We start from the raw sequence: 20,472 nt of genomic DNA on the forward strand, positions 1-20,472 counted from the left end.
GAGACGCCGAGCCGAGCGCCTGGAGCACCAGCGCATCCGCAGCACGTGGACGACAGGCCGTGACCGCACCGATCCCCGCCAGCGGGAGTCGGTGCGGTCGCGTGTCCCGCGCCGAGGCGGGGCGCCTACTCGTCGACCGTCACCCGTACGTCCGTGACGCCTCGGGCGGCGGCCAGGCGGGCGGCCTCGGCCTCGACCTCCGAACGCGTCCGGCCAGGCAGCGCCGCGAACGGGGCGACCGTGATGTCCAGCCGCTTCCGTCCGGCCAACCGGGACCGCCAGATGCCGAGAATCTCCCCGTCCACCAGCAGTACGCCCGGGTTGCTGATGATCCGCCACACCTGCGCATGCCGGCTCTTCTCCGGAACGACCAGGTCGCGGTCCCGCGCCTGAAGGTACGGGTCGCCGGGCGGCAACAGGCGGACCAGCCGGGGCTTCGGCGCCTGGCCGACCTTGGCCACCTCCTCCGGCGGCAGCCAGGTCGTCCGGCCCGCCAACCGCACCTCGACCAGGTCGTCCGGCCAGACCCGGCGTAGTTCGGTCTGGGTGGTGCCGAGGTACGCGGCGACCTCGGCCGGTGTCGCCGGGCCCAGCAGCCGCAGGTAGTCCCGGACCAGCGCGGCGGTGTCCCGGGCGCGTTCGGGTACGCCGGGCCAGCCGTCGATCGGCGCCAGCCGGGTCGCCCCACCAACCGGTTCGAGCTGTACGCCTCCGGCCAGCCCGGCCTGCTGGAAGAGCGAGCCGGAGATGTGGGTCGCCTGGCAGGCGCGGCATGCGTAGGTGACCGCCGCCGGGACCCGGGCACTGACCCCGGTGCTCACCTCGCCCCTGGCCATCGGTGCGCGTACCACCGCCGCGAACGCGTCTGCGGCGGCCTGGAAGGCGGTCAGCCCGAGGCTCGCGGCCCCCTTGACCTGGCTGCTCGCGATCCGCCGACCGGCGTCGTTGTCGCCGAGTGGCCAGAGCCTGGCGGCCACCGCGGGCAGGTCGGCCCGGCGGTGCAGGTGCGGGGCGCCGCGGGCCGCCCAGACCAGGGTGAGCGACTCGTCGTCCAGCGGCGCGGTGGTGCGGGCGGCGAGCGCCAGCCGGGCCGAGCCGTACGGGGTGTCCGGCACCCCGAGATCGAGTACGGCGAGTGCGGCCGGTGGCAGTTCGACTCGGGCGAGTTGCTGTGCGTGGATCCGGTACGCCAGTGCTTGTTCGCGATCGACGTCGACGGCCATGTCCCCTCCAAGCGGCGGTGGCGGAGGCCGCTGGGGCGGCAGCGGCGGATGTGGCGCCTGTGGCGGCGTCCCGGCAACCTCACCCATCCTGGGCGATGCCCCACCACCGGGGTGTGCGCGACGCTCCGGAGAAGTGGCTACTCGTGCAGGCGTGAGAAGGGAGGACCGATGGCAGATCCAACCGCCGACTTCTTCGACGGGCTCGGCCATCGTGGCCCCGACCCGATGATGACGAAGGTCAGGGGTACGGTCCGGTTCGACCTCGGGCACCGGGACGGAACCGACCACTGGGTGCTGGTCATGAGCGAGGGGAACATCAGTGCCAGCCGGGGAGAACGACCGGCGGACTGCGTGATCACCACCCAACTGCGGTTCTTCGACCGGGTCACCACGGGGGAGGCGAACCCGATCGCGGCGCTGCTGCGCAACGAGATAACCGTCGAGGGCAACCTCCTGCTCTTCCACTATTTCCAACGGCTGCTGCCCGGCCCGCCGGGTGCGCACGATCCACGGGAGATGGTGCGGGAGAGGCGGCAGAAGTGACCGACAACATGGTGAGCATCCTCGACGGCAACACGTTCCTGGTCAGCGACGCCCGGGGGGACATCGACCCGTCGCCGACCTTCCCCACCGGCCTCTTCTCCTTCGACACCCGGTTCCTCTCCCGCTGGGAGCTGAGCATCGACGGTGAGCGGCTCAACGCGCTCTCGATCGACGACCTGCAGTACTACGAGACCCGGTTCTTCCTGGTGCCTGGTGAGCCGACCCACTACGTCGACGCGAAGGTGTCCGTGGTGCGGCAGCGGACCATCGGGGGCAGCTTCGACGAGCAGCTCACCGTCCTCAACCACCAGGGCCAACCGGTGGAGTTGACGGTCCGGATGGAGATCGGGTGCGACTTCGCCGACCTGTTCGAAATCAAGGACGTCAAGGAGAAGACCGGCTCCGCGCAGGCGTTCACCGAGGACGGGCGGTTGCGCCTGAGCTACCGCCGGGACACCTTCCGGCGGGAGACCGTGATCTCCTCCACGGCGCCGGCCGAGGTCGACGAGAAGGGCCTGACCTTCCGGATCCGGATCGAGGCGCACGCGGAGTGGACCACCACGCTGCACGTACAGACCATGGTGGAGGGAGCCGGCGGGCGGGACCTGCGGCTCGGCCTGATCAGCCACGGTAGCCGGATCAAGGTGGAGATGGAGAAGGATCTCGCCGCCTGGGTCGCGCGGGCACCGAAGCTGGCCTGTGACTGTGAGCCGCTCGGTGACACGTACGAGCGCAGCCTCGCCGACCTGGCCGCGCTCCGCTACAGCCCGCTCTCGTTCGAGGCGAAGGTGCCGACTGCCGGCCTGCCCTGGTTCATGACCCTCTTCGGCCGGGACAGCATCTTCACCTGCCTGCAGTCGTTGCCGTTCACACCCGAACTCGCCGGGCCGACGTTGCAGATCCTCGCCATGAAACAGGGCACCAAACTCGACGACTTCCGGGACGAGGAACCGGGCAAGATCCTGCACGAGTTGCGGTACGGGGAGTCCGCGGCCTTCGCGGACCAGCCGCACTCGCCGTACTACGGCGCGGCCGACTCGACCCCGTTGTTCGTGATCCTGCTCGACGAGTACGAGCGCTGGACCGGCGACGTGGAACTGGTGCGCCGGCTGGAGCCGGAGGCGCGGGCGGCGCTGCGGTGGATCGACACGTACGGCGACATCATGGGTAACGGTTACATCTGGTACGAGAGCCGTAACAAGCGCACCGGGTTGGAGAACCAGTGCTGGAAGGACTCGCCCGACGCGATTTCGTACCGGGACGGGCGGTTGCCCGACTTTCCCCGGGCCACCTGCGAGTTGCAGGGCTACGCGTACGACGCGAAGATGCGCGGGGCTCGGCTGGCCCGGCGGGTCTGGCATGACCCGGTCTACGCCGATCGGTTGGAGCAGGAGGCGGCGGACCTGAAGCAACGGTTCAACCGGGACTTCTGGGTCGAGGACGGCGGCTACTACGCGCTGGCCCTCGACAAGGAGGGTGGGCAGGTCGACGCGCTCTCGTCGAACATCGGCCACCTGCTCTGGAGCGGCATCGTCGAGGAGGACCGGGCCAGCCAGATCGCCGCGCACCTGCTCGGCCCCCGGCTCTTCTCCGGCTGGGGAGTGCGGACCCTGGCCGAGGGGGAGGGCCGCTACAACCCGGTCGGTTACCACGTCGGCACGGTCTGGCCGTTCGACAATTCCTTCATCGCCTGGGGGTTGCGGCGGTACGGCTTCACGGAGGAGGCGGGCCGGATCGCGGAGACGATCATCGACGCGTCGCAGTACTTCCGGGGCCGGCTGCCGGAGGCGTTCGCCGGCTATGACCGGGCGTTGACGAAGTACCCGGTGCAGTACCCGACGGCGTGCAGCCCGCAGGCGTGGTCGACCGGTACGCCGATGCTGCTGCTCCGTACGATGCTGGGCCTCGAACCGCACGACGAGCACCTGGTGGTCGACCCGGCCCTGCCACGAGGGATGGGCCGGGTCGAACTGCTCGACGTACCGGGTCGGTGGGGCAAGATCGATGCCTTCGGTCGGGGCCGGGTCGACACGCAGCACGAGCAGCAGATGGTCGACGTGGAGAGCGACCGCTCTGCTGAGCCCGTGCTGCAGGCGTTGCCGGACCACACCGGCTGAGGCCCGCCGAGAGGCCGCGACTCAGGCGCGAGCGGCGAGTTCCTACGGGGAGCCTTCGAGACCATCCTCCGCGCGCACGCCGGCTGCGTCGACGACGTCACGTCCGTTCCGGGTGCCGAGGCGTACCTGCGGCGGGTGGCGGTGCCTCACCCGCTCACCCCGAGACTCAGCACCGACGGCTGCACCCTCGTTCCGGCGCAGACGGACGTACCGGGTGCGTTCGGGGCACTCTTCGCCGCAGCGGCCGACCTGGCGGCCCGGGGGGCGTGGTGCCGGCTGAAGGTGTGCAAGAACCCCTCATGCCTCGCCGGGTTCTTCGACAAGACCAGGAACTCGTCCGGTCTCTACTGCGGCGCCGCGTGTGGTTCCCAGATGTCGATGCGGGCCTATCGCAGCCGACTCCGAACGGGCTGACCAGCTCAAGGCGTCGCATCGGGCCGAGGTGTGGTCCTGGGCGGCGATCGGCCGCTCACTCCAGCCGACGAACCGGCTGGTCAGTTGTTCTTCGGTCAACGCCGGCAAATCGGCCCTGGCCTGCTCCATCAGGGCATGGAGTTGGTTGCCCAGCTTAACCGGATTGCCCTGGTAGAGGTACTTCAACTGTCGCTTTCGGACAAGGCACGGCCACTCCTGCCCGCAAACGGTGCAGGACCAGTCCGGCCGGCAGGGCGCGTGGATGGTCGGAATGTCAGTCACCCCGCCGAGGCTGGGTCGGGGGGTATGGCAGGTGGGTGGGCCCGTCCTCGGCGGACTCGGCCGGGCGTACCTGACCCGGCTCGATCGGGCGGCGGTAGGAATCCCGCGCCTCCTGGCGGCTCTGGACGTAGCACAGGTGGTGTCGGCTCTGCCATTCCCGCAGTGCCGTCCTCATTCGGGTCGCCTCCTCCCGCGCGTTCGTCAGTTCCTGGTACAGCACCGCCAGGTCGCCCTCGACAACATGAAGAAATTCGCGCACCTCACCGGGCCGGTAACCGCGTCGGCCGATCCCGGTCGGGCTGAATCTCTTTCTGCTCACGTCCCGTGGGGTCAGGAGAGCCCGTTCTCGTGGGCGGCCGACCACGTCGCGTTCGTCCTCCATGGCCCTCATCCCGATCCCTTTGACGTGTCTGACGTGGGTCAAACGGAGACTGGCAGGTAGGCGTGACGGTAATCGTCGTCACGTCCCCACTCGCGGGACAGTCGTATTTCCGGCAGTTACCCGGATGCCACGGCGCGATCAGCGCGCACGGTCGGCGCGGGACTCCTCGGTCTCCGGGTACGCCGCGGTACGCAGCCGGCCCCGACCGAACGCGTCGATCCGCCCCCACCTGCCGGGGATGCCGAGCAGCTCGATCCGGCCGAGGCTGGCCGGCACAGCCGGCCGCACGGTGAGCCCATCCTCCATCGGCTCCAGGCCGAGCATCGTACGGATCAGGAGCATCGGCGCGCCCGCCGACCACGCCTGCGGACTGCACGCGGTCGGGTACTGCACCGGATACGTGGTCAGGTCCCGGTCGTAACCGGCGAACGCCTCCGGCAGCCGGCCCTGGAAATACTTGGCGGCGTCGATGATGCTCTCCGCGATCCGGGCCGATTCCTCGGTGTATCCGTACCTTGCCAGACCCGATGCGATGATCGAGTTGTCGAAGGGCCAGACCGTGCCGACGTGATATCCGAGCGGGTTGTACCGTCCGTTCCCCTCGGCCAGCGTCCGTACGCCCCAACCGGAGAACATCGACGGGCCGAGTAGATGTCGGGCCACCATTCCGGCCCGTTCCTGATCGACGATTCCGCTCCACAGTAGATGCCCCATGTTCGAGGCGAGAGCGTCGATCTGGCGGCCGTCACGATCCAGGCCGAGCGCGTAGTAACCACCGTCCTCGACCCAGAAGTCCCGGTTGAACCGTGACTTCAGATCGGCCGCCTCCCGTTCCAACCGGTCCGCGAGATCCGGGTCGTCCCAGAACCGACGAGCCATCCGCGCGCCGCGAACCTTCGCGTCGTAGGCGTACCCCTGGAGTTCGCAGGTGGCCCGGGGAAAGGTGGGCAGGCTACCGTCCCGATAGCAGATGGCGTCCCAGGAGTCCTTCCAGCACTGGTTCTCCAGACCGTTGCGGGTGTTGCGCCGCTCGTACCAGACGTAGCCGTTGCCGAGCAGGTCACCATAGGTGTCGATCCAGCACAGCGCGAGCTTCGCCTCGTCGGCGAACTCGCGGACGAAGTCCGCGTCGCCGCTCCAGCGCTCGTACTCGTCGAGCAGGATCACGAACAGGGCGGTGGCGTCGGCGGAGCCGTAGTACGGCGAATGCGGCTGCTCCTCGAACGCCGCCGACTCGCCGTACCGGACCTCGTGCAGAATTTTGCCCGGCTCCTCGTCGCGGAGATTGTCCAACCTGGTGCCCTGTAGCTCGGCCAGGGTACGCAGCGTGGGCGGCGCGATCTCCGGGATGAACGGCAGCGTCTGCAGGCAGGTGATGAGGCTGTCCCGGCCGAACAGGGTCATGAACCACGGCAGCCCGGCGGCGGGCAGCTTCTCCTTGCGCAGCAGGCCGGTGTAGCGCAGCGCGGCAAGGTCGATGATGCTGCGGTTGTACGAGTCGCTCAGTGGCTCGCAGTCACAGGCCAGGTGTGGTGCGCGTGCCGTCCACTCGTCGAGCAGGCGCTGCACGTCCGGGCGCCCCCGACCGCGGTCGGAGGTCGGCAGTTCCGCCGCCGCAGACTCGTCCGCCCCGGGGAAGAGCGTCACCACCCGCAGCAGCGTCGTCCACTTGTCGTGCGGCTCGACCCGGATCCGGAACGTCAGGCCATGGTCGTCGATCTCCGCCTCGTCGCTCGCCGCGATGAGGGTCTCCCGGAAGAAGGCGCCGCGCCGGTAGCGCAACCGCAGCCGGCCCGGCTCCACCAGCGTGGAGACCTCGCCCCGCTTCGGCAGCAGGTTCTTGATTTCGAACAGGTCCGCGAAGTCGCTGCCGGCCTCGATCCGTACGGTGAAGTCGACCGCCTCCTCCTCGTGGTTCAGCACCGTCAACTGTTCCTCGAACCCGCCGCCGACGGTGCGTTTGCGGATCACCGACGCCTTGGCGTCGATGTAGTGGGTCGGCTCACCAGGGGCGAGGAAGAAGCTGGTCTGGAAGTACCGCAGGTCGTCGACGGAGAGCGAGTGCAGGCGTTCGCCGTTGATGGTGAGTTCCCAGCGCGCGATGAACCGGGTGTCGAGCGCGAACAGGCCGGTGGGAAAGGACGGCGACGGGTCGATGTCGCCGTTGCGGTCGCTCACCACGAAAGTTGCCCCGTCCAGGACGCTGACCGGCTGCGTCACCCCCGGTTGCGTCATCGCGACTGCCGTTCCCGGACCATCCGGCGCGGGTCGATCGCCCCCGGGGCGGCGGGAAAGAACCGGCGGAACATCATCAGCAGCGGGATGTCCCCGTCCAACACGCACTCGGTACGGATCATCGCCGAGATCACGTTCGCCTCGCCGGTGGTGAACCGGTCGAAGAGCGCCTCGCTGACATGGACCACGCAGTCGGCGTCCCGCTGGTCCTGCGAGACGACCATGTTGCCGTGGCGCATCGCGATGTACCAGTACGAGGTCTCCGTACCGCGTTGCAGGTCGAACCGTATCGTGCCGTGGATCCGGCGCGGCAGCAGTTCGGGCGCCCGTTCACCGAGGCCGTGGAAGAACGTCGTGGTCACCTCGCTCATCGCGCGCCCTCCTGGTACGCCTCCTCGCCGTACCCGAGAAGCATCACCCCCAAGGAACCGTCGGCACATCACCCCGATCAGGTGAAGCGCGACGTCACCTCGTCCGGCGCCGGAAGAGCAGGAGCAGACCGGTGGCGGTGGCGGCGGCGAGCGGGGCGATGAGGAAGCCGACGGTCACCTGCCCGGTCGCGTCGAGCAGGGCTCCGTTGACCGCCGCGCCGGTCGCGCTCCCCACCGAGAAGGCGGTGGCCGCCCAGGCGAACGCCTCGGCGACTGTGCCCGGGGGCGCCACCTCGTCGATCGCCACGAAGGCGATGGTGAGCAGCGGTGGCAGGGCGAGGCCGCTGAGGGCCATCAGCGCCAGCATCGCGGGCGGTGCGGGGGTGAGCAGCAGGGGGAGGTAGCCGGCGGCGAAGACCGCGGTCGCCCGGGGCAGGGTGGCGTACCGGCGCAGGCTGGCGAAGCGTACATAGAGCAGGCCACCGGCAAGGGCGCCGGTGGCCTGGGCGGCGAGCAGCCAACCCGCCCAGGAACGGGCCCCGGATGCCTCGGCGTAGCCGGTCGCGGCGACGGTCACGCTGCCCACCCCGGCGCCGACGAGCAGGAGCGCGGCGAGGATCAGCCGGAGCCGGCCGGCGCGCAGCGGCCCGGCCCAGTGCCGTACCGCCGGCTCCCCACGCCATCGGCGGACCGCGCCGCTGGTCGCGAACCAGACCGTCCCGGCCGCCTGGAACAGTGCGGCGGCGGCCAGGCCGCCGGTCGGTCCGGCAAGGCCGACCGCGGCCAGGGTGACCACCGGTCCGAGCACGAAGATCGCCTCCTGGACCGCGATGTCCAGGGTGTACGCGGTCTGCACCTGGTGGGCGGGGAGCAGGTCGCGCCAGAGCACCCGCAGGCACGACTCGAACGGCGGGGCGCCCGCCCCGGCTATCGCGGCGGCGAGCACGGTGACCGGCAGGTTGACGTGCGCGGCGGCGAGAGCGAAGCCGAGACTGGAGACGATCATCGCCAGCCAGAGCACCGGCGGCTGCCGCCAGCGGTCGGCGCCGCGCGCGAGCATCGGCTGACCGACCGCCATGCCGGCGGTGTACGCGCCGACCAGCAGCCCCGCCGCGGTCAGCGTCATCGTCTCGCGGGCGAAGACCAGTAGCGCCAGTGGGGCGGCGCCGAGCGGGATCCGGCCGAGCAGGCTGGCGGCGAGCACCCGGGCCGTCTGCGGTACCCGGAGCACGGCAAGCGCGGAGGAGTCGGCGGCGCCGGGACGGGAGTCAGGGTCTCCGGCCCGGGAGTCGATGTCTCCGGGCCGAGGGTCGGTGTTTTCGGGCATGGTGGCAGGGGTTTCGGGCACGACAGCAGGCTCCCGAGGATGGGGAAGGGACCGGACGACGATGGTTCCGGGCCTGCTCAGGGAGCGAAATCGGCGCGTTCGTGATCGTTGCCGTAGAGCGGCAGATCGGGCGTGATCCAGCGCCCGTAGGCGGCTGCGGTCGCGGCGAGCGGGATCACCCGGTCACTGTATCGGTTCGACGGGTCAGCGGACCGGGCCCCACTCGCGGAACAGCTCGCCCGACCGCTCGACATCCGACTGCTTGACCCACTGGAGATCCTGCTGGACGGGCGCGACAGCGTGGACGCACTCCGTACCGTGGTCCGGATCCGGGCCACGAGCTGGGCGGACCGGATCGTCGCCGGGGACGACCAGGCCGCCGTCGGGGTGATCATGCGGGTCGTCTCCACCCTCTACCCGGGAGACGGACCGTTCGAGCCGCCACTCGACTGGTGGCGCACCCCGCTGGGCCGGGCGGTGGCCTGGCGGGTGGGGCACCCCACCGCGACCACGGTGTCGTACGCCGTGGCCGGCGCGATGCTCGGCATCACCCGACAGGGCGTGCACGACCTGGTCAACCGGGGTCGACTCGCCCGCCACCCGGACGGCGGGGTGGTGCCCGCCTCGGTCCGCGACCGCCTGCACCAACTCGACGGGCGGGTCGACCATGAGTGACCTGACCCTGGCCGCCGCCGGCGTCCCGATCGCCGCACGGGACCACGGCGGACCGGGATCGCCACTGCTGTTGCTGCACGGCGCCGGCGGCAACCTGGAGCACATGCACACCCTGGCCGAGGCGCTGGCGTCGGACCACCGGGTGGTCACCGTCGACCTGCGCGGGCACGGCAGGTCCGGTGACGGCCCGTGGACCATGGACGCTGGCGATGGCGGCGTTCGACCTCGTCCCGGCGCTGCGGGCGGCGCGCTGCCCGCTGCTGCTGGTGCTGGTGCTGGCGACAGTGGACCTGCCCCAGCAACAGTCGTTCCGGGAACTGTACGGGGCGTACCGGCGAGGCAACTCGGCCCGGATCGGCGAGGTGTCGGCCACGAACCCTCGGCTCCGGGTGATCGAGCTGGCCGGGGCGAGTCACGCCATGGTCATCGAGCAACCGGCCCAGCTCGCCGCACTGGTCAGCGACTGGCTCACCCAACCGGCCCGCGACTCGGGCGGGCCGTGGGTTACCTCGTGATGTGGTACGGGTAACGTTTGGCGATGCCAGAACTCGTGTACCCGCCCGTGATCGCGACCGCCAAGACGCTGTTCCGCGCGCTCGACCTGCGGCTACACGTGGAGGGCGGGCACCATGTGCCCCGCTCCGGTGGTGCCGTGATGGCCAGCAACCACGTCAGCTACCTCGACTTCATCTTCTGCGGCTTCGGCGCCCAGCAGTCCCGGCGGCTGGTGCGGTTCATGGCCAAGCAGGAGGTCTTCACCAACCGGTACGCCGGCCCGCTGATGCGCGGCATGCGGCACATCCCGGTCGACCGGGCCAACGGCGCCGGCTCGTACGCGACCGCGGTCAGCGCGCTGCGCGCCGGAGAGGTCGTCGGGGTCTTCCCGGAGGCCACGATCAGTCGATCGTTCACCCTCAAGGGCACCAAGAGCGGGGTCGCCCGGATGGCCGACACGGCCGGCGTGCCGGTGCTGCCGGTCGCGCTCTGGGGCACCCAGCGGCTCTGGACCAAGGGCCACCCGAAGAACCTGACCCGGCGCCACACCCCGATCACCGTGCTGATCGGGGAGCCGCTCGCCCCGGCCGACTTCGGCAGCTCCGGCGCGCTGATGGCAGAGCTGCGCCGCCAGCTCACCGCGCTGATCGACCGGGCACAGAGCGAATACCCGGACCAGCCGGCCGGTCCGGAGGACTCCTGGTGGCAGCCGGCCCACCTCGGCGGCTCGGCACCCACCCCGGAGGAGGCGGCCGAACTCGACGGGGAAACCCGACCGGTCCGGCGCCGGAGCACCGACCTGGTGGGAGAAGCCGAGCGCTGACCGACCCGCCCAGGTCAGGCCGGCGCGTCGCCGGTACGCGGCTGGATCAGGTCCCAGCGGTTGCCGTACAGGTCCTCGAAGACGGCAACCGAGCCGTACGCCTCGTGCCGGGGCGGTTCGGCGAACCGTACCCCGGCGGCGACCATCCGCTGGTGGTCCCGTGCGAAGTCGTCGGTGTGGAGGAAGAGCGTCACCCGTCCGCCGGCCTGGTCGCCCACACGGGCGGCCTGCTCCGGGTTGGCGGCGCGGGCCAGCAGCAGCGCGGTCTCGGTCGAGCCGACCGGGGCGACCACCACCCAGCGGGTGCCGTCGCCGCGCGGGGTGTCCTCGACCAGCCGGAAGCCGACCTGGTCGACGTAGAAGGCGATCGCCTCGTCATAGTCGCGCACGACGAGGGTAACCAGTCCGAGATGGGGCATCTCCCCATGATCGCCGCTGCCGGGATCAGCCCGGCGGGAGGGGCGGGGTGTCGCGTCCGGAGGGGCGGGGTATCGCGGTCGGGGCCACGGCTGGGGAGATATCCGGGGCGGATGCGGATTCCGAGGATTCTTCGTACCAGGTTCGGGTAGATGGCCGGATGCGACTGATTCGCGGGTGGCGCGAGACGCGCCCGGCGGCCAAGCCGAGTGGCGGCACGCCGAGGCCGGCGGCTTGGGACCCGTACGCCGGGGCGGGGGTTCCGCCCGGGCGACGGCGGGGCACACCGGAACGGCCGGCCCGAGTGGTGATCATTTCGGCCAGCGCGGGCGCTGGGCACGAAGGGGCGAGCCGTGAGCTGGCACACCGGCTCCGTACTCGCGGATTTCAGGTGGATTGCCGGGATTTGGCGGACATCTTCCCGTACGGCCTCGGCAAACTGCTCCGCGGCACGTACCACGGAATGTTGAGCAGGTTCCCGTGGATCTACGGTTCCCTGTTCGCGATCGGCTGCGGCTTCGCTGGCGCCGGCCCGATCACCCGGGCACTGCTGCGCCCGGTCCGCCCACAGGTCCGCCAACTGGTCGGGCCGGACACCCGGGCCGTGGTCTCGACCTACCCGATCGCCACCCAACTGCTCGGCCCGCTGCGCCGCAAGGGCCAACTCGACGTACCGGTGATCACGTACCTGACCGACTTCGCGGTCAACCCACTCTGGGTCTCACCCGGCGTCGACGTCTACTGCGCCGCGCACCCGAGCACCCGGGACCAGGCCAGGGCGCTGGGCGGCACAGAGGTACAGGTGGTTGGCCGGCTCGTCTCCGCCGGCTTCGGCCCCGGCACGGAGCAGGCCCGACGACACGCCCGGGAACGCTTCGGCCTACCGGCCGACGAACGGCTCGCGCTCCTGGTCGCCGGCTCCTGGGGAGTGGGCGAGGTGGCGACGACCGCGGCCGAGATCGCCCGGACCGGGATGGCCGTACCGGTGGTGGTCTGCGGGCACAACGAGGCGCTCTACCGTCGGCTGCGTCGGCAGGGGCAGGCCCACGTCTTCGGCTGGGTCGACGACATGCCGGCCCTGCTGCGCGCCGCCGACGTACTGGTGGAGAACGCCGGCGGGCTGACCGCGCTGGAGGCGATGGCGAGCGGGCTGCCGGTCGCCACCTACCGCCCGATCCCCGGTCACGGGCGGGCGAACGCGGTCACCATGGCGGAGGCCGGGATGGTCACCTGGGTACGCCGCGCCGAGGACCTGGGGCCCGCCCTGGTCGAACTCACCGACGGGGTACGGGGACAGCGGCAGCGGGAAGCCGGGCTGGCACTGTTCCGGTCCGACCCGGCGGAGGTGGTGGCCGAGGTCGCGCGGGGGACACCCGAACCTTCGGCCCCGTTGCCCAAGTCCTCGGTCTTCACCCGGGGGCGCGGTCGCCGGGCCCGTCGCGCCGGGGTCCTGGTCTGTCTGGCTGTCGCCGCGCTCAACTGGTACGCCCACCACCACGCCCAGCAGCCCACCGCGCAGGGACGGCGCCGGTGAGGGCGGGCCACCGCAGCGCGGGCTGACCGGTGACTCTCTTCGCGGTCCTGCTGGGCCTCGCCTCGGCGCTCTTCTTCGCGTTCAGTTCGGCGTTGGAACAGCACGCCGCCAAGCAGGAGAAGCCGACCAGGGCCGGTGACCCGAGGTTGCTGATTCGGCTGCTGCACCGCCCACTCTGGCTCTTCGGCGGCATCCCGGACGCGATCGGCACCGGTCTCCAGGCCGTCGCGCTCCGGTTCGGTCCGTTGGCGCTGGTCGAACCGCTGCTGATGAGTGGCCTGTTCATGGCGATTCCGCTGGAGGCGGCGCTGGAGAAACGCCGGCCGCATGCCAAGGATCTGATCCTGGCCGGGGTCGCGATCATCGGCCTGGCCGCCTTCCTGATCGCCGCCAATCCCCGGGCCGGGGTCGAGCAGCCGTCGACCCTGGCGTGGCTGGGGGTGGGCGTGGTGGGAGGCGGGCTGATCGCGATCTGCCTGCTCGGCGCCTGGCGGGCCAGGGACGCGCACCGGGGCACGCTGCTCGGCATCGCCACCGGACTGCTGTACGCGGTCGCGGCGGCCCTGCTCAAGACGATCAGCGAGGACCTGACCCGGCACCCGTGGACACTGCTGGCCAACTGGCACCTGTACGCGCTGATCGTGGTCGGGGCGGCGGCGCTGGTGCTGAACCAGAACGCGTACCAGAGTGGGCCCATCGCCGCCCCGCTGACCGCGATCACCCTGCTCGACCCGTTCGGCGGCGTGATGATCGGAGTGTTCGCGTTCCACGAGACACTCTCCACGGACGGCCCCCGACTGGTGATCGAGATTGTCGCCGTGATCCTCATGATCGTCGGGATTTCCCTGGCCAGCACCACCCGGTCCAAGTAGGCCGACCCAGGCGGAACCTGAAACAGACTTCGCCGGCCTCACCGTCCAGGCGGGTGAAGTTGGGTACGCTCAGTCACGACTACTTAGCGCGAGTGATGGGTTACTGACATCTGGTGCGGCGGTCCGGCCGGCTCGCGTCGACAGGTGGACTCTGCGCGAGAGGCTGCATGTGCTCGAATTGACCGGCAACGTCTCCAGCCAGCCGCCCGGAGATCCAGCCGCCCAGCCGTCCGGGGACCCGGCCGCGCAGCGGCGGATCCCGCAGGCCGCGCTCTCCGGCGAGAACTTCCCGGTCGCGCTCCGGATCCTGCCCGGAACCATCCGCCGTCACCTGCTGGCGCTCTACACGTACGCCCGCTATGTCGACGACCTGGGCGACGAACCCGCCCAGCGGCCGAACCGCGAACCCGCCACCGACCCGTTCAGCGAGCCCGCCACCGATTCGCCCGCCCGGCCACCGGTCGACCCGTTCAGCCGGCCCGCGCTCGATCCGTTCAACGAACCCGCGCAGGATCCGGCCAGCGAACCCGCCCGCGACCCCGGCGGTGAACCCGGCGGGCCGGGCCCGTACGACGACGCGGCGACCCGGTCGGCGACGCTGCGCCGGTTCGAGGAAGAACTACGGGCCATGTACGACGGTGTGCCGCCCACCCACCCCGTCCTGGTCGGACTCGCCCCGACCGTGGCCGACCGGCGGCTGCCGCTCGAACCGCTGTGTCGCCTGATCGCCGCCAACCAACGCGACCAGGTGGTCCACCGCTACGACACCTACGCCGACCTGGTCGACTACTGCCGCCTCTCCGCCGACCCGGTCGGCGAACTGGTGCTGCACATCTTCGAGGCCCAGTCGCCCCGACGGATCGCCCAGTCCAACCACATCTGCACCGCCCTCCAGGTGATCGAACACCTCCAGGACGTCGCCGAGGACTACGCCCGGGGCCGGATCTACCTGCCCCAGGACGACCTGGCCCGACACGGCGTCACCCCGGCCGACCTCGCCGCGTCGTACGCCTCCCCGGCGCTGCGCGCGGTGATCCGGGTGCAGGCGGAACGGGCATCCGCCGCGCTCGACGCGGGCGCCCCCCTGGTCGGTACGTTGCACGGCTGGGCCCGACTGGCGGTCGCCGGATACGTCGCCGGTGGCCGGGCCGCGCTCGCCGCCCTCTCCCGCTCCGACCACGACCCGCTGGCCCGGGTGCCCCGGCCGACCCGTGCCGGCACCGCCGGGCAGTGGCTCAAGACCCTGATCGTGAGGCCCGCATGAGTGCCGCGGGCCGCTCGGCCGTCCCCTCCGAACTCGACCTCGCCTACCGGGAGTGCGAGCGGATAACCCGAGCCGAGGCGCGGAACTTCTCGTACGGCATCCGGCTGCTCCGGCCCGAACGGCGCGGCGCCCTCTGCGCCGTCTACGCGGTCGCCCGCCGGATCGACGACATCGGCGACGGCGACCTGCCCCCGGCCGCCAAACTGGCCCGGCTCGACCAGGTCCGGGCCGCGTTGCGTCAACTTCCGGAGGCCGGCGGCGACCCGGTGCTGCTCGCCCTCGCCGACGCCAGCGAACGACTGCCGATCCCGATCGACGCCCTGGGTGAACTGGTCGACGGCTGCCTCGCCGACGTCCAGGGCACCCGGTACGACACCTTCGACGACCTGGTCGGCTACTGCCGGCAGGTGGCCGGGTCGATCGGACGGCTCTCGCTCGGCGTCTTCGACCTCCGGCCGACCGTGCCGCGTACGGTCGCCAGCGAACTCGCCGACACGCTCGGCATCGCCCTGCAGTTGACCAACATCCTCCGGGACATCGTCGAGGACCGGCGGGACGGCCGGGTCTACCTGCCCCGGGCCGACCTGGAACGATTCGGCTGCACCCTCACCCCGGGCGTAGACGGTGGACTCGCCGACCCGCCCGAGCGGCTCGCCGAACTCGTCCGCTGGCAGGCCCAGCGGGCCGAGCGCTACTACCGCACCGGACTACGGCTGTTGCCGCTGCTCGACCGGCGCAGCGCCGCCTGCGTCGCCGCGATGGCCGGCATCTACCACCGGCTGCTGGAGCGGATCGTGGCCGACCCGCAGGCCGTCACCCGGCGCCGGGTCTCCCTGCCGGGTTGGCAGAAGGCGTACGTGGCGGCGCGGGCGATGACCCGGAGCAGCGCGTGAACGGCGAACAGGTCTGCGTCGTCGGGGGCGGCCTGGCCGGCATCACCGCCGCGTTGCGGCTGGTCGACGCCGGGGCAAAGGTCACCCTGCTGGAGGCCCGGCCGCAACTGGGCGGCGCCACCTACTCCTTCCGCCGGGACGACCTCGTGGTCGACACCGGTCAGCACGTCTTCCTCCGCTGCTACCGCGAGTACCGGCAACTGCTCGACCGGCTCGGCACCAGCGGCGGGGCACACCTGCAGGACGTGTTCGCGGTGCCGATCCTGCGGGCCGGTGTGCCGCCGCACCTGCTCACCCGTACCCGGCGGCTGCCGGCCCCGGCGCACCTGCTCCCAGCCCTGATCAACTACCGGCCGCTCCGGGTCGGGCAGCGGATCGCCGCGATCAGGGGTGCCGCCGCCCTGCGCGGCGTCGACCCGGACGACCCCGCCAACGACGAGATCAGCTTCGGTGACTGGCTGACCCGACACGGGCAGGACGCACCGACCGTACGCCGGTTGTGGGAGCTGATCTGCGTCGCGGCGCTGAACGCGCCGCCGCACCAGGCGTCACTCGCGCTCGCCGCGCGGGTGTTCCGCACCGGCCTGCTCGACCGGGCCGACGCCGGCGACATCGGCCGCCCCACCGTGCCCCTGTCCCAACTGCACGGCGAGCCGGCCGGGGCGCTGCTGCGCGCACGCGGCAGCACCGTCCACACCGGCGTCAAGGTGCGTGAGATCGTCCCCGACCGGGGTTACTTCCAGGTCACCGCCGACCGGGTGCGGCTCACCGCCGACGCGGTCGTGCTGGCCGTACCGCACCCGCAGGCGGCGCGTCTGGTACCGGCGCAGGCAGCGCCCGACCGCGAACGCTGGGCCGGGCTCGGAGCCGCGCCGATCGTCAACGTGCACGTCCGCTACCAGCGGAGGGTGACCGACCTGGAGTTCGCCGCCGCACTGGACAACCCGGTGCAGTGGGTCTTCGACCGGACCCCGCCCGGCGGCACCGGCCAGTACCTGGTCACCTCGATCTCGGCGGCGGAACCGATGCTGCGGACACCGGCCGGACCACTCGGCCGGGCCCAGCTCGACGCGCTCGCCGACCTCTTTCCCGCCGCCCGGCGCACCCCGGTACGGGACGTGTTCGTGACGCGGGAACCACGGGCGACCTTCCGGCAGGGGCCCGGCACCCGCCGGGACCGGCCCGCGGCGGGAACCCGGCTGCCCGGGTTGGCGCTGGCCGGGGCGTGGACCGACACCGGATGGCCGGACACGATGGAGGGCGCGGTACGCAGCGGCCGGCAGGCCGCCGACGTCGTGCTCGCCCATCTCGGGTCGAGATCGAGTACGACGGAGGCGCCGACATGACCATGACCTTGCCTGGCTTCCTGGCCGAGGTGGACACACTCGTGCAGCCCGAGATCCGGGCGGCGCTCGACCGGATCGACGAACGCACCCGGCTCACCGCCGGCTACCAGCTCGGCTACTGGGATGCCGACGGCCAGCCGACCACCCGGGGCGGGGGCAAAGGGCTGAGACCGGCCCTGGTGCTGCTCTCCGCCCGGGCCGCGGGCAAGACCGCGGAAGATGCCCTGCCCGGCGCTGTGGCGGTGGAGCTGGTGCACAACTTCTCCCTGCTGCACGACGACGTCATCGACGGGGACGCCGAGCGGCGGCACCGGCCGACCGCGTGGGCCGCGTTCGGCATCGGCCCGGCGATCCTGGCCGGCGACGCGATGCTCAGCCTCGCCGGGGACGTACTGTCGGCAATGCCGGGACACGGCGGCACCTGGGGGTTGCGCTACCTGAACGCGGCGGTCCGGCGGCTGATCGCCGGCCAGGCCGCCGACGTCGCGTTCGAACACCGGGCGACGGTGTCCCTGGACGAGTGCCTGACCATGGCCCGGGACAAGACCGCGGCGCTGCTCTCCTGCTCCGCGACCCTCGGCGCGGTGGTCTGCGGCGGCCCACCGGCCCTCACCCTCGGCCTGGCCCTCTACGGTGACCGACTCGGCCTCGCCTTCCAACTCGTCGACGACCTGCTCGGCATCTGGGGCGAGCCGGCGGTCACCGGGAAACCGGTCCTGGCCGACCTGGTCGCGCGGAAGAAGTCGGTGCCGGTGGTCCGCGCCCTCACCGCCGGCGGAACAGCCAGCGAGCAACTCCAGGAGCTGTACGCCACCCCCGGCGAACTCTCCACCGCGGACCTCGCCCTGGCCGCCGACCTGATCGAGGAGACCGGTGCCCGGGACTGGACCGAGAAGGAGGCCGACCGGCTGCTCACCGAGGCCCTGGCCGAGTTGGACCGGCTCACCGAACTCGGCGCGAGCGACGGGCCGGACGCGAACGCCCTGGCCGAAGTGCACCGGGAGCTGGTGGAGATCGCCCGGTTCATGACCGGCCGGGACCACTGATGGGCACCGAACCCGGCGCCGGTCCGGCGACCGGCCCGGTCGACGAGGCGCTCGCCGCCCCGACGGCCGACGGTGTGGTCGAACTGGACGTCGCGCAGGCCGTCGACCTGGCGGTCGCGGAGGCGGTCGACGCCGCCGTGGTGCCCGGGATCGAGTCCGCCGGTGCCGCGCTCGCCCCGCCGACCGGTGCCGCCGACAACGAGCGGCAACGGCGGGCGGTCGACGCCCTGGGACGGGCCCGCGACCACCTGCTCGCCGCGCAGCATCCCGGCGGCTGGTGGCAGGGGGAACTGGCCACCAACGTGACGATGGAGGCCGAGGACCTGCTGATGCGGCAGTTCCTCGGCATCCGTACGGCCGAGGAGACCGAGGCCACCGCCCGGTGGATCCGCAGCCAGCAGCAGGTGGACGGAAGCTGGGCCAACTTCCACGACGGCCCCGGCGACCTCTCCACCACCATCGAGGCGTACGCCGCGCTGCGGCTCGCCGGCGACCCGGTCGACGCCGCACATCTCCGTACCGCCCGGGAGTTCGTCCTCGCCCACGGTGGGATCGAACGGAGTCGGGTCTTCACCCGGATCTGGTTGGCCCTGTTCGGCGAGTGGTCCTGGGAGCGGATCCCGGCCGTACCGCCGGAGGTGGTCCTGCTCCCGTCCTGGATGCCGCTGAACGTCTACGACTTCGCCTGCTGGGCCCGGCAGACCATCGTGCCGCTGTCGATCGTGCGGGCGCTGCGTCCGGTCCGCCCGCTCGGCTTCGCCCTGGACGAACTCCGGACCGGCGTACGCCCGACGCCGTCGTCGATGTCGCTGCGCAGCCGTACCGGCTGGTTCCAGCGGCTGGACGGGGCGCTGCGCGGCTACGAGCGGCACCCGCTGCGGTCCGTACGCCGCAACGCGCTCCGCCGGGCCGCCGAGTGGATCGTGGCACGGCAGGAGGCGGACGGCTCCTGGGGCGGAATCCAACCGCCGTGGGTCTACTCGCTGATCGCGCTCCACCTGCTCGGTTACCCGCTCGACCACCCGGTGCTCCGGGCCGGGCTCGCCGGCTTGGACCGCTTCACCGTGCGGGAGGCCGGTCCGGAGGGGGAACTACGCCGGTTGGAGGCGTGCCAGTCGCCGGTGTGGGACACCGCGCTCGCGGTGATCGCACTCGCCGACGCCGGCCTTCCCGCCGACCACCGCGCACTCGTACGCGCCCAGAGCTGGCTGCTCGACGAGGAGATCCGGGTCGGTGGCGACTGGCAGGTGCGCCGCCCCGACCTGCCGCCGAGCGGTTGGGCGTTCGAGTTCGACAACGACGGCTACCCGGACACCGACGACACCGCAGAGGTGCTGATGGCGTTGCGGCGCGGCGGCGACGACCCGCGTACTCCGGCGGCGCTGGAACGGGGCGAGCAGTGGCTGCGTGGTATGCAGTCGCGCGACGGCGGCTGGGGTGCGTTCGACGCCGACAACACCCGTACGCTCGCCCGCGAGCTGCCGTTCTGCGACTTCGGTGAGGTGATCGACCCGCCCAGTGCGGACGTGACCGCACACGTGGTGGAGGCGCTCTGCGCCCGCGGTCCGTCCGACTCGGCGGCGGTCCGGCGCGGGGTGGCCTGGTTGCTGCGGGCGCAGGAACGAGACGGCTCCTGGTTCGGCCGCTGGGGAGCCAACCACGTCTACGGCACCGGCGCGGCGGTGCCCGCACTGGTCGCGGCGGGCCTACCGGCCGACGACCCGGTGCTGGTACGGGCGGTCGGCTGGTTGCACCGGACGCAGAACCCGGACGGCGGCTGGGGCGAGGACATGCGGTCCTACCGGGACCGATCCTGGCGGGGCCGGGGCACCTCGACCGCGTCGCAGACCGCCTGGGCGCTGCTGGCCCTGCACGCGACCGGTTACGGCGACAGCGAGCCGGCCCGACGCGGCGTCGACTGGCTGGTGGCCACCCAGCGCCCGGACGGCACCTGGGACGAGCCGCAGTACACCGGCACCGGCTTCCCGGGCGACTTCTACATCAACTACCACCTGTACCGCCTGGTCTTCCCGATCAGCGCCCTCGGCCGCATCCTCTCCGCTTCCGCCGCCGGAGACAACGTCGGTGTCGGTCTCCTCTCGGCCGGCCAGGGCGGCGCCGCTGGTCAGGATGGTGCTGCCGTCGGAGCCAACGCCGACGTCGGCGCGATCAGCGGGGGGCGCCGGTGACGGGACTCGACGAACGCACCGACC

19 protein-coding genes are annotated in these 20,472 nt (G+C 71.8%); 13 read left to right on the forward strand and 6 right to left on the reverse strand.

The annotated features are described in order from the left end of the window. Positions 1–125 precede the first annotated feature (125 nt). Positions 126–1,223 carry a DNA glycosylase AlkZ-like family protein gene (locus tag ACIBF5_RS28230; RefSeq protein ID WP_396815919.1) on the reverse strand — a complete coding sequence of 366 codons (1,098 nt, stop codon included), beginning with the start codon at positions 1,221–1,223 and terminating at the stop codon, positions 126–128. A gap of 168 nt (positions 1,224–1,391) precedes the next feature. Between ACIBF5_RS28230 and ACIBF5_RS28235 the strand changes: the two genes are divergently transcribed. The 3 genes from ACIBF5_RS28235 to ACIBF5_RS28245 all read left to right on the forward strand — a co-directional run bounded on the left by ACIBF5_RS28235 (position 1,392) and on the right by ACIBF5_RS28245 (position 4,297). Then, on the forward strand, positions 1,392–1,766 hold the full coding sequence (locus ACIBF5_RS28235) for an SCP2 sterol-binding domain-containing protein (RefSeq protein ID WP_396815920.1): 375 nt from the start codon (positions 1,392–1,394) through the stop codon (positions 1,764–1,766). Beyond that, the gene (locus ACIBF5_RS28240; protein ID WP_396815921.1) at positions 1,763–3,883 is read left to right on the forward strand and encodes a glycogen debranching N-terminal domain-containing protein; all 2,121 of its coding nucleotides are present in this window, start codon (positions 1,763–1,765) and stop codon (positions 3,881–3,883) included. The genes ACIBF5_RS28235 and ACIBF5_RS28240 overlap by 4 nt, the downstream gene beginning before the upstream one ends. Positions 3,884–4,018: 135 nt before the next feature. Then, a complete protein-coding gene (locus ACIBF5_RS28245; RefSeq protein ID WP_396815922.1) occupies positions 4,019–4,297 on the forward strand; it encodes a CGNR zinc finger domain-containing protein in 279 nt (92 codons plus the stop codon). A 274-nt stretch (positions 4,298–4,571) separates the two neighbouring features. On the opposite strand, the gene ACIBF5_RS28250 is transcribed toward ACIBF5_RS28245, so the two are convergent. The 4 genes from ACIBF5_RS28250 to ACIBF5_RS28265 form a co-directional block, all read right to left on the reverse strand. Further along, positions 4,572–4,970: a DivIVA domain-containing protein gene (locus tag ACIBF5_RS28250; RefSeq protein ID WP_396815923.1), complete on the reverse strand. Its 399-nt coding sequence runs from the start codon at positions 4,968–4,970 to the stop codon at positions 4,572–4,574. 129 nt (positions 4,971–5,099) lie between these two features. Further along, positions 5,100–7,196 (reverse strand): glycogen debranching N-terminal domain-containing protein, encoded by a 2,097-nt coding sequence (locus ACIBF5_RS28255; protein WP_396815924.1) that lies wholly within the window; start codon positions 7,194–7,196, stop codon positions 5,100–5,102. Next, positions 7,193–7,567, reverse strand: a complete 375-nt coding sequence (locus ACIBF5_RS28260) for an SCP2 sterol-binding domain-containing protein (RefSeq protein WP_396815925.1) — start codon at positions 7,565–7,567, stop codon at positions 7,193–7,195. Before ACIBF5_RS28260 ends, ACIBF5_RS28255 begins: the two co-directional genes overlap by 4 nt. A gap of 94 nt (positions 7,568–7,661) precedes the next feature. Then, a complete protein-coding gene (locus tag ACIBF5_RS28265) occupies positions 7,662–8,915 on the reverse strand; it encodes an MFS transporter (protein WP_396815926.1) in 1,254 nt (417 codons plus the stop codon). A gap of 279 nt (positions 8,916–9,194) precedes the next feature. On the opposite strand from ACIBF5_RS28265, the gene ACIBF5_RS28270 reads away from it, so the two are divergent. The 3 genes from ACIBF5_RS28270 (at position 9,195) to ACIBF5_RS28280 (ending at position 10,887) form a co-directional block, all read left to right on the forward strand. Then, positions 9,195–9,569 (forward strand): hypothetical protein, encoded by a 375-nt coding sequence (locus ACIBF5_RS28270; RefSeq protein WP_396815927.1) that lies wholly within the window; start codon positions 9,195–9,197, stop codon positions 9,567–9,569. 179 nt (positions 9,570–9,748) lie between these two features. Next, the gene (locus tag ACIBF5_RS28275; protein WP_396815952.1) at positions 9,749–10,084 is read left to right on the forward strand and encodes an alpha/beta fold hydrolase; all 336 of its coding nucleotides are present in this window, start codon (positions 9,749–9,751) and stop codon (positions 10,082–10,084) included. A 23-nt stretch (positions 10,085–10,107) separates the two neighbouring features. Further along, on the forward strand, positions 10,108–10,887 hold the full coding sequence (locus ACIBF5_RS28280) for a lysophospholipid acyltransferase family protein (RefSeq protein ID WP_396815928.1): 780 nt from the start codon (positions 10,108–10,110) through the stop codon (positions 10,885–10,887). 14 nt (positions 10,888–10,901) lie between these two features. Here ACIBF5_RS28280 and ACIBF5_RS28285 read toward each other — a convergent pair whose 3' ends face one another. Further along, a complete protein-coding gene (locus tag ACIBF5_RS28285) occupies positions 10,902–11,306 on the reverse strand; it encodes a VOC family protein (protein WP_396815929.1) in 405 nt (134 codons plus the stop codon). A 389-nt stretch (positions 11,307–11,695) separates the two neighbouring features. Here ACIBF5_RS28285 and ACIBF5_RS28290 point away from each other — a divergent pair, with 389 nt between their 5' ends. The 7 genes from ACIBF5_RS28290 (at position 11,696) to shc (ending at position 20,448) form a co-directional block, all read left to right on the forward strand. Next, entirely contained in the window at positions 11,696–12,838 is a 1,143-nt protein-coding gene (locus tag ACIBF5_RS28290; RefSeq protein WP_396815930.1) for a glycosyltransferase, read from the forward strand. A gap of 29 nt (positions 12,839–12,867) precedes the next feature. After that, positions 12,868–13,710, forward strand: coding sequence for a DMT family transporter (locus ACIBF5_RS28295; protein WP_396815931.1), 843 nt, complete (start codon positions 12,868–12,870; stop codon positions 13,708–13,710). A gap of 169 nt (positions 13,711–13,879) precedes the next feature. Further along, positions 13,880–14,974 (forward strand): squalene synthase HpnC, encoded by a 1,095-nt coding sequence (gene hpnC / locus ACIBF5_RS28300; protein WP_396815932.1) that lies wholly within the window; start codon positions 13,880–13,882, stop codon positions 14,972–14,974. After that, complete coding sequence (hpnD, locus tag ACIBF5_RS28305) at positions 14,971–15,867, forward strand: presqualene diphosphate synthase HpnD (protein ID WP_396815933.1); 897 nt, start codon at positions 14,971–14,973, stop codon at positions 15,865–15,867. Before hpnC ends, hpnD begins: the two co-directional genes overlap by 4 nt. Beyond that, positions 15,864–17,213 carry a hydroxysqualene dehydroxylase HpnE gene (gene hpnE, locus ACIBF5_RS28310; protein ID WP_396815934.1) on the forward strand — a complete coding sequence of 450 codons (1,350 nt, stop codon included), beginning with the start codon at positions 15,864–15,866 and terminating at the stop codon, positions 17,211–17,213. The genes hpnD and hpnE overlap by 4 nt, the downstream gene beginning before the upstream one ends. Beyond that, positions 17,210–18,259 (forward strand): polyprenyl synthetase family protein, encoded by a 1,050-nt coding sequence (locus ACIBF5_RS28315; RefSeq protein WP_396815935.1) that lies wholly within the window; start codon positions 17,210–17,212, stop codon positions 18,257–18,259. Before hpnE ends, ACIBF5_RS28315 begins: the two co-directional genes overlap by 4 nt. Beyond that, positions 18,259–20,448 (forward strand): squalene--hopene cyclase, encoded by a 2,190-nt coding sequence (gene shc, locus ACIBF5_RS28320; RefSeq protein ID WP_396815936.1) that lies wholly within the window; start codon positions 18,259–18,261, stop codon positions 20,446–20,448. Before ACIBF5_RS28315 ends, shc begins: the two co-directional genes overlap by 1 nt. Positions 20,449–20,472: the final 24 nt, after the last annotated feature.

This window comes from Micromonospora sp. NPDC050417, from assembly GCF_044458865.1.
In the GTDB taxonomy this organism is placed as follows: domain Bacteria; phylum Actinomycetota; class Actinomycetes; order Mycobacteriales; family Micromonosporaceae; genus Micromonospora_G.